The 8,814-nt window shown below is 35.2% G+C and carries 8 protein-coding genes; 3 read left to right on the forward strand and 5 right to left on the reverse strand.

Annotated features, from left to right (window positions below; all coding sequences use genetic code 11):
• Positions 1-177: 177 nt before the first annotated feature.
• From ACW9W3_RS10795 to ACW9W3_RS10805, 3 genes are all read right to left on the reverse strand, one after another.
• A complete protein-coding gene (locus ACW9W3_RS10795) occupies positions 178-1,122 on the reverse strand; it encodes a cell division protein FtsZ (RefSeq protein ID WP_457766133.1) in 945 nt (314 codons plus the stop codon).
• A 72-nt stretch (positions 1,123-1,194) separates the two neighbouring features.
• The gene (locus ACW9W3_RS10800; RefSeq protein ID WP_457766134.1) at positions 1,195-2,463 is read right to left on the reverse strand and encodes a tRNA (N(6)-L-threonylcarbamoyladenosine(37)-C(2))-methylthiotransferase; all 1,269 of its coding nucleotides are present in this window, start codon (positions 2,461-2,463) and stop codon (positions 1,195-1,197) included.
• A 3-nt stretch (positions 2,464-2,466) separates the two neighbouring features.
• Complete coding sequence (locus ACW9W3_RS10805; protein WP_457766135.1) at positions 2,467-3,828, reverse strand: aspartate ammonia-lyase; 1,362 nt, start codon at positions 3,826-3,828, stop codon at positions 2,467-2,469.
• Positions 3,829-3,956: 128 nt separating this feature from the next.
• Between ACW9W3_RS10805 and ACW9W3_RS10810 the strand changes: the two genes are divergently transcribed.
• From ACW9W3_RS10810 to ACW9W3_RS10820, 3 genes are all read left to right on the forward strand, one after another.
• Positions 3,957-5,360: a multicopper oxidase domain-containing protein gene (locus tag ACW9W3_RS10810; RefSeq protein WP_457766139.1), complete on the forward strand. Its 1,404-nt coding sequence runs from the start codon at positions 3,957-3,959 to the stop codon at positions 5,358-5,360.
• A 69-nt stretch (positions 5,361-5,429) separates the two neighbouring features.
• A complete protein-coding gene (locus tag ACW9W3_RS10815; protein WP_457766136.1) occupies positions 5,430-6,362 on the forward strand; it encodes a D-2-hydroxyacid dehydrogenase in 933 nt (310 codons plus the stop codon).
• 125 nt (positions 6,363-6,487) lie between these two features.
• Positions 6,488-7,348 carry a hypothetical protein gene (locus tag ACW9W3_RS10820; RefSeq protein WP_457766140.1) on the forward strand — a complete coding sequence of 287 codons (861 nt, stop codon included), beginning with the start codon at positions 6,488-6,490 and terminating at the stop codon, positions 7,346-7,348.
• Here ACW9W3_RS10820 and ACW9W3_RS10825 read toward each other — a convergent pair.
• Together ACW9W3_RS10825 and ACW9W3_RS10830 are read right to left on the reverse strand one after the other, a co-directional pair.
• Positions 7,345-7,860: a thr operon leader peptide gene (locus ACW9W3_RS10825; RefSeq protein ID WP_457766137.1), complete on the reverse strand. Its 516-nt coding sequence runs from the start codon at positions 7,858-7,860 to the stop codon at positions 7,345-7,347. The genes ACW9W3_RS10820 and ACW9W3_RS10825 overlap by 4 nt on opposite strands.
• Positions 7,857-8,516: a hypothetical protein gene (locus ACW9W3_RS10830; protein ID WP_457766138.1), complete on the reverse strand. Its 660-nt coding sequence runs from the start codon at positions 8,514-8,516 to the stop codon at positions 7,857-7,859. The genes ACW9W3_RS10825 and ACW9W3_RS10830 overlap by 4 nt, the downstream gene beginning before the upstream one ends.
• Between the last annotated feature and the right edge of the window lie 298 nt (positions 8,517-8,814).

Genomic DNA, 8,814 nt, shown 5'->3' on the forward strand with positions numbered 1-8,814 from the left:
AAACTGTCTCGTGGGCTCGGAGATGTGTATAAGAGACAGAGCTAAAGAAGCACCAAAGAAAGAAGAAGCACCAAAGAAAGAAGAACCAGCTAAAGAAGCACCAAAGAAAGAAGAACCAGCTAAAGAAGCACCAAAGAAAGATTAAACTCTAAAAAATTATAAATTTTAAAAAATTACCTATTCTAATTGATACAAATCTAATTTGCAATCAATACTGCAATCTGGTGTAGACCAATCAAGTGTGTCTTCCTGTGGAATCATTCCGAGAGGATCATAGTTGTCAAATTTTGTCATTCCTTGTATTGATGATAACATTACAACTTTTGACTCATCAGAAGTTGAGCTCATGTCTATCTGTGAATTACTATCATTTAGAATTCCGCTTGTAATGTTTGTAATCGAATTTATTACTCCTACTGGAATGTTACTGCCTCCAACCACATACAACATTGAGCGTTTGATAGAATTTGGTGGTGCATTACCATATAGCATTTTTAGTGAATCTCTTAGAGAATCTTCAATATGTTGTCCATCTTTACTTGTTGTGAGGATGTTTGTTTCATTAGATATCTCAGAAGTTCCAAGTGATTCTACAACATGCATAATTGCAGAATTTGCAATGTCATAGCATGTTTTTGGGCTCAAATCTGGATTGCTATCAAGTAATGAATCATTATCTAATACCACTGTACATTTTGAATTCTCTCTAATTCTTTTTAGAGATACACCTGAATTGAAAATTCTATCTTTTTCATATTTGAAAGGCATAATTGCAAATGAAACTAGTCCTTGGTCTTTACACATTTCAGAGACTACTGGAGCAATGGCTGAGCCTGCTTTGCCTGCTAAATTACTCATTAGAATAACTGTAGAATATCCTTCAATCTTTGATTTTATTTCATCTGATACATTGTAAGTTGAGCCTCTGATTAATTGAACAGATGGATTTACAACACCATTTGTAGAAATATGAATTGATTGATTTCCTGAAGAGAAATCTTTTTCATCATTACTAATTAGTAAACAATCTGAATTAAGAGAATTTTTTGCTTTAATTGCTAATTTTGAGCCTACGCCTCCAAGGCCTATTACTAAAATTGGTTCTTTTACTTGAAAACTCATTCTGATCTTATTTTCTGATTTACATAAAAAACCTTCTTACGTTTTTTTAATCAAATTTTAGATCTAAAAAATTTAGCTTGCGATCTTTCCAACAAGTCTCTTTACAGTAGCATCAGTGATTTCAACAATGTGGGCTTCACCAATTGCCACTTGGTCAACAACTGATACAGGCTTGTAAGCAAAGTTTCTTCCCTTGATCCCCTCATCTGTCATTTCATCAAATAGTACCTTGCCTTTCCAACCGATCCACTTTCTGTTGGATTCTATTGATAATTTACTGATCTGCTCAAAAATTATCTTACTTCTTCGTTTAGCTTCTGCTGCATCTAATTGTTTTAATTCTGCTGCATCTGTACCTGGTCTGGCGCTATATCTGGATAGATTTATGGTATCTGGTTTTGTTTCATCCAGCATAGATACAGTTTTCTGAAAATCTTCTTCGGTTTCTGAAGGGAATCCAACTATGATATCAGTTGAAATTGTAAATTGATTAAATCTCTCTCTTGCTTTTTTTACTATTTCTCTAAAAGTTCCTGCAGTGTGACCTCTTTTCATATCGTGCAGTACTTTATCGCTTCCACTTTGAACTGGGATGTGTAGGAATTTGAAGACTTTGTCATTATCATAAGATTCAATTAATTTATCTTTGATTCTTGGCATGTACATAGGATTCATCATTCCCACTCTTACCCTGAAATCCTCTGGAATTTCTACAACTGCGTTAACTAACGATGGTAAATCTGTTCCAATATCAAATCCATAACATCCATTATCTGTAGATGTTAACCATACTTCTTTACATCCTTCTTTGATTTCTGTTTGGACTTGTCTTACAATGTCACCAAGTCTGTAGCTTGAAAGATCCCCTTTTGATAATTTGGTTTGACAAAATGTACATTCACTCATACATCCACTTGCAATTTCTACAATTCCTACTGTAGGATTTAGTCTGACTTTGGGAAGTCCAACTTTGGAAATATCTGAATCTTCTAATGCAATTTGTTTTCTTCCATTTAGTGTTGAATTAATGATCTGAAGAGTTTTACCAAGCGAATTTGGTCCTAAAAGACTGGCTTTATCTGCAAATTTTTCTACACTGGATTGCTCTGCTTTTGGAAGGCATCCTGCAACAATTAGTGGTTTTGATTTTAATGATTTTATTCTGTACATCATTTTATTTGCCGTAGAGTCCTTGACAGAACATGTTACTACTATGTTGAGATCTGATTCTGATGAATTCTCTACTAGCGTATGTCCCCCATTTTGAATCAATCCTGAAATCATTTCAGAGTCGCCAAAGCTTGCAGAACATCCGTAAGCTTCTACAAAAATTTTTGCCATATTCTATCCGAAAAGAGAATCAATCTCTTTGTTACTCATTAATTTCTTTGAAACAACAAGTTCTCTGATAGTTTTTCCTGTTTTTAGTGATTCTTTGAAAAGTTCTGCAGATTTTAGATATCCTATCTTTGGAGTTAGCAATGTAACTATTACTGGACTATTTTCAATATCTGCACGAAGTTTTTCTTTATTTGCTGTAAGCCCGTCAATTAGATTTGCAGAAAATATTGGCAAGAAATTTTTGAGCATATCTGTTGACTCTAACATGCATTTTAGCATTCCAGGTAACATGACATTCAGCTCAAACTGACCACTTTGTGCAGCATAAGATACTGAGGTATCATTTCCTATTATGTTAAAGCAAATCATATTCATGCATTCGGCCAAAGATGGATTGACTTTTCCAGGCATAATTGATGAGCCTGCGTGAACTGCAGGAATTCCAAGTTCTGCTAATCCTGCAATAGGACCTGATGCCATTAGTCTAATGTCATTTGCAAGTTTTCCTATTTCTAAAGCCAAGTTTCTTAGAGTACTTGATGCATTTGCAACAGCAAATTTACTTTGTAAACTATGCTGCATATCTTTTTCAGGTTTTAACGCAAGTTTTGAAATTTTTGAAAGTTCTGATATTGCAATCTTTCTATATCCTTTGGGGGTATTTGCACCTGAACCAACAGCTGTTCCACCTAAAGCAACATTTTGTAATTCTTTTTGTGATGAGGCAATTTCATTTCTTGCTTTGGTAATTGATGTTACATATGCTCCAAATTCACTTCCCAATGTTACTGGTAATGCATCCATTAGGTGCGTTCTACCAATTTTCTTAAATGATGAAAATTGTTTTGCTTTTTTTGATAATGATTTTATTAAAATATCAATTGCTGGAATTGTTTCTTTTAGATTCATCAAAATTGCAACATGCATTGCAGTAGGATAAGTATCATTACTGGACTGTGACATATTTACATGATCATTTGGATGGAGAAACTCATACTGTCCTTTCTTCTTGTGTAATACTTCTAATGCTACATTTGCAATGACTTCATTAGAATTCATGTTAAATGCAGTGCCTGCACCGGAATTGATCATATCTACTACAAATTGATCTACGTACTTTCCAGACAGAATTTTATCACATGCTGAAACTATAGCTCTTCCTCGCTTTGCATCTATGGCTTTGGTCTTCATGTTTGCAACTGCCGCAGAACGTTTTATCATTACAAACGACTTTATCAAACTCTCATGGCATTTGTTCCCCGTTACATGGTATTGCTTGATTGCTCTTCCTGTAAATGCTCCATAGTAAGCGTCAGATGGGATTTTGACTTTTCCAAGTGAATCTTGATCTAGTCTAAATTTCATGCTGACTATACTTCATTTTTACCCATTATTCATTCTTTTTCTGAAAACTTCATATTTTCACATGAGCATAATGGGAATTATTATATAGGAATCGCTAGTCATCGTGCATTATGAATAAGCGTGTTAGTATGCTCTTTACAATTGCAGCAGTAGCTGTAATGGGGGCAACCTTATTCGGAAGCACATACACACAAACCCAGATTGCTGGACAATCACTTGATATCAACAAAATGGATGTCGATGTAATTGAACAAATCCATCAAATGGGCGGTTTACAGCTTGTAATGCCTCAAGCATTCGCAGAAACTGATTGTGGTGTTTTGTCAAACTCTGGACGAAAAGTCGTAGAGTTTAATTTGACTGGTGAAAGTGTTGAACTTCCAATTATGGGAGGAAAAACTTACAACGCCATGACCTTTAGTGGACAAGTCCCAGGACCAACACTAAGAGTTACACAAGGTGATGTTGTAAAAATGACACTTTCAATTCCAGCAGATGAAGTTACTGGACACGGTAACGACATGCACGCCTCACAAATTTCTGCCGGAGCATTTGAATCTGTCAATCCTGGCGAAACAAGTCAGTATTGTTACATTGCACAAGCAGCTGGTGTCTTCAAATACCATTGTTCTGGTGTCAAACTAATTGGCATGGACCAACACGTCCTTTCCGGCATGTACGGAATTGCAATTGTTGATCCTGTTGATGGATACAAGAAATTAATGGTTGAGAAAACAAAAGTTAATGCTGGCAAAGTATCACTGGACAGAAAGTTCTATAATGCAGATGCATTAGAGTTCCAACTCCAATACAATCAATTGTACCTAACACCTGAAGGCAACTATGATGCCGGAGCAATGTTCCAACATCATAACACTGCAACAGTTGTTAACGGAATGCAATTCGGTTATGTACCAAACATGGCTCATAACTTACTCGTCAATGGCGATGTAAAAAAGAACATCTTTGTCGCACAACCATGGAATGGAATTGAACACAAGCAATACCAATCACAACTCTTGTTTGTTGAAAATAATCAACACGTGAGACTCTTTATCGAAAACCACGGTAACGAACCACTATTCTTCCACATTGTTGGAGAAATCTTGGACAGAGTTACTCAAGGTAACAGAGTACAATCCGCAGCAACTGAAACATGGTTACTCGGTGGCTCACAGAACATGATTGTTGACTTGGTTTTTGATGAACCAGGTGCATACGCAGCAGTAAACCATGATTATGCAGCAATTTACACTGGCGCAGCTACAGTCTTTGTAGCAGGTGACCCATTCGGCTTGAACCCAGTTCTAGTTGAGAAAGGAGTTATCCCAGCACCAGTAGCATCTTATGCATATGCTTTAGGCAATCCAAGTGATGCTGTCCCACCAATGGGAAAGAACAGTATTGCTCATCCTGCACTAAACATTCACGGTTTGTACACTGATGAAGTAGCTTCTGAAATGCAAGCAAGTGGCGATTATGTCGCATTATGGGAAGTAATTCCTGTAGTGGCAGAAATCCTTACTTCTTGATCTTTTAACATCTTTTTTTCTTTTTATTTTTCTTAATGAATTATATTCCGTAGATCATCCTCTGAAATTATGGGATTTAACGATTCAGTACTGATATGTGATGAAGTCGATCCTATTTTGAATAAGATTTTAGACGATAATGGACTCAAAGTATCTTATGAGCCTGAAATTACTCCTGAACAAATTATAGAAAAAATTTCAAATTACAATATTGTGATTGTTAGAAGTAGAACTACTATAACAAAAGAGATGATCGACAAAGCAGATAATTGTAAAATCATTGCACGTGTTGGAGTAGGACTTGATAATGTTGATCAAGTTGCCGCTAAAGCAAAAAACATTCGTGTAATAAATGCAGTTGAAGGAGCAATGAATGCTGTAGCTGAATTAGTTTTGGGTTTAATGCTTTCTCTTGCTAGACAAACAGCAAGAGGTGATAGAGCAATTCGAAATGGAGAATGGCTCAAAAAAGAACTTAAAGGAACTGAACTTCGAGGAAAATATCTTGGAATAATTGGTTTAGGTAATATCGGAAAAAGATTGGGACGACTTGCACGTGCACTAAATATGAATATCATTGGATATGATGTAGTTCCAATCGATGAAGAGTTTTCAAAAGAAGTTGGATTGATGAAGGCTGATTTGAATACTCTGTTGCAAAGTTCTGATTATATCTCAATACATGTCCCACTGCTTGATTCTACACATCATCTTTTAGATGCACAAAAAATGTCAACAATGAAAAAGACTGCAAAAATTATCAATACATCTCGCGGTGGTGTCGTTGATGAAGATGCACTTTACAATGCTCTCAAAAATGGAACTCTAGGCGGTGCAGCATTAGATGTTTTTGAAAAAGAACCTGCCATCGGAAACAAATTGGCAGAACTTGATAACGTAATCTTGACTCCTCATATTGGTGCTCAAACAAAAGAGGCTCAATCTTTGGCAGCAAATGTAATTGCTGAAAAAATTATTCAGATTCTTCGTGGCGTCATCTAGGCAATTCTAGTATAATTCCTGCCTGAACTTTAAAAATAAGCAAAAAAGCTTGACTTTTACGTGATTTATTGTGGGCTCTTCATTTTTAACGTCTATCTAGAGGTTAAAATATCGTAATGCAAAATATGAATGTGGATAAATTGCAATCTGACAGACTAAAGCATTTCCCTAATGTTAATTCTTTATTGAAAATCTCACTTGGATTAATTCTATTTACAATAATTTCTACAGCTTTGGTTTATGCTGAAACAATCTCAGTTGATGTGGAAGGTACATCCTATGATATTGATTATACTGCAACTGGAATGACTTTGGATAGTATTGAGGCTGATATTGATTTTATTTCATTGATTCTTACTGTTGATGTTCCAGATTCTAATGGTATGTTAGATATTACATTTGAGCGTTCTTTCTTTGATTCTACTTTTGATGGGTTGGATGATGATTTTATTATTTTAGTTGATGGGGATGAACCAACTTTTACTGAAACTGAAACTACTGCTCAAAGTAGAACTCTAAGTATTGATTTACCTGCAGGAACTGAAGAAATAGAAATCATTGGTTCAACATTTGGTGGTTCAGTGACAATACCTGATGAAGAAACACCTGATGAAACACCTGCAGTTGAAGAAACACCTGATGAAACACCTGCAGTTGAAGAAACACCCGAAGAGACCCCAATTGAGACACCTGTTGTAACGCCACCTAAAGTTGAGGATAAACCAACTGTAACAATACCAAAAGTTGAGTGTGGTCCTGGAACTATTCTCAAAGATGGAGCATGTGTACTTGATGAGCGATGTGGTCCTGGAACTATTCTCAAAGATGGAGCATGTGTACTTGATTCAACTCCAAAACCAACTGTAACAACTCCACAAGGTGTGGGTAAACAAATGGTGATTTCCTTACTTGTAGCATTTGGTATTGCAGGTTCTGTTGGAGTGATTTTAGCACTTATCTCCAGAGCAAGTAAAAGTAAAAACTAATCACAATACAAATTTTCTGAATTCATCACTTTATCAAAATCAAATCCAGATATCTGAGTTGTAGTTGAATATGGAATTATTCCAATAATGGGGGTATCTGTTTGAATTAAAATTATGAACTTGTTTGGATCAAGTCTAATATCTCCGCCATCAAACTCGAAATCCAAAGTCATAAAGACATGCTGAGATGCTGCAAGCTCTTCAGATGAGAAAATACCTTCTTGAACATGTGATGATAATGGGTTAATTGTCAAAGGTTTTACAACAAATGAGCCAATATGTTTTGAATCATAAAATGCTCCGACCTCAAATTCTTGAAAACTAGTCCAGAATGGAATAGTGTTACAAAATTCCATCTCTCCGTGATTTGACATTCCAAAGAAACTAAATTCACCTGGACTGTTCCATCTATATTCTAATGTCTGCGCTCCTAGAATGTTTAATCCCGAAACCGAAAATGGAATTACAATTACAATGATTGCAATCCCTGTAATGATTGAATGTTTGTTCATATTTCATCAATACTTTGTGATGAAAAAGAGATAATTTTTTTCTCAATTAAATAGTTTAGAGTATTACCTAGATCTTTATCAGAAATTGCGTCTCCAATCCACCAATACCCTACATTTTTTACCCAATTTGGAATAGTTACATCGTAAACATTATTCTCATCAATCTCAATAGGGATATTCACTAATTTTTTATCTACATATTTTTCAAATGCATCCATTAGAAACCCATCTGAAATATTTCCAGACAACCAGTTGGCCATTATGGGTTTAATTAATTCTGGAATACATATTGAATTTGAATCAATCAAATTAAATTCTGCAGTTACTTGGACTCCAGAATAATCAATGTCTATGAAATATTTTCCTAATGGGAATACTTCTTTTTCAAATGGAATTAGTGATGGAACTGGGGTTTGCAAATTTGTAATTTGAATTGGAATTGCACTACTACCTTTACCTGATTCGTCTCTGATGTGAATTATTGCAGACTCTTTTGTGATTTCAGAAACTTCAATTATGTAAAATAATTTTTCACAATATGTGTATGTGGTTTTCTCCATTATTATCTCGACTGAAGGCTCTGCATGAATATCTGGAAAAAATGAAATAATACACAATGCCACAAATAATGACAATAATGTACTTTTTGCCTTCATCTCTCATTATCTCATACTGTTCAATAAAAATCTCAAATAATTCCTGAGGAATGCTTTTTAATAACTTGGGGCTAGTTTTATTATCGAGTTTTCTGCGGAAGCAAAATCTTTGAGTGAGTGAAATTCGTTCACTCAAAGCATTTCTAACTGTTTAGCGATGCTTGGAATATGTTTTTGATTTACAGTTATTAAAGGGGATTTTTTTATGCCTGATATGCCTAGTCATCAAGACAAAATGTGGATCAGTCTTTGGAAAGAGAATGCTCCTGAACTACGTGAACGTGTAGTTGGATGGCGT

Source organism: Candidatus Nitrosopumilus sp. bin_68KS (assembly GCF_054095825.1).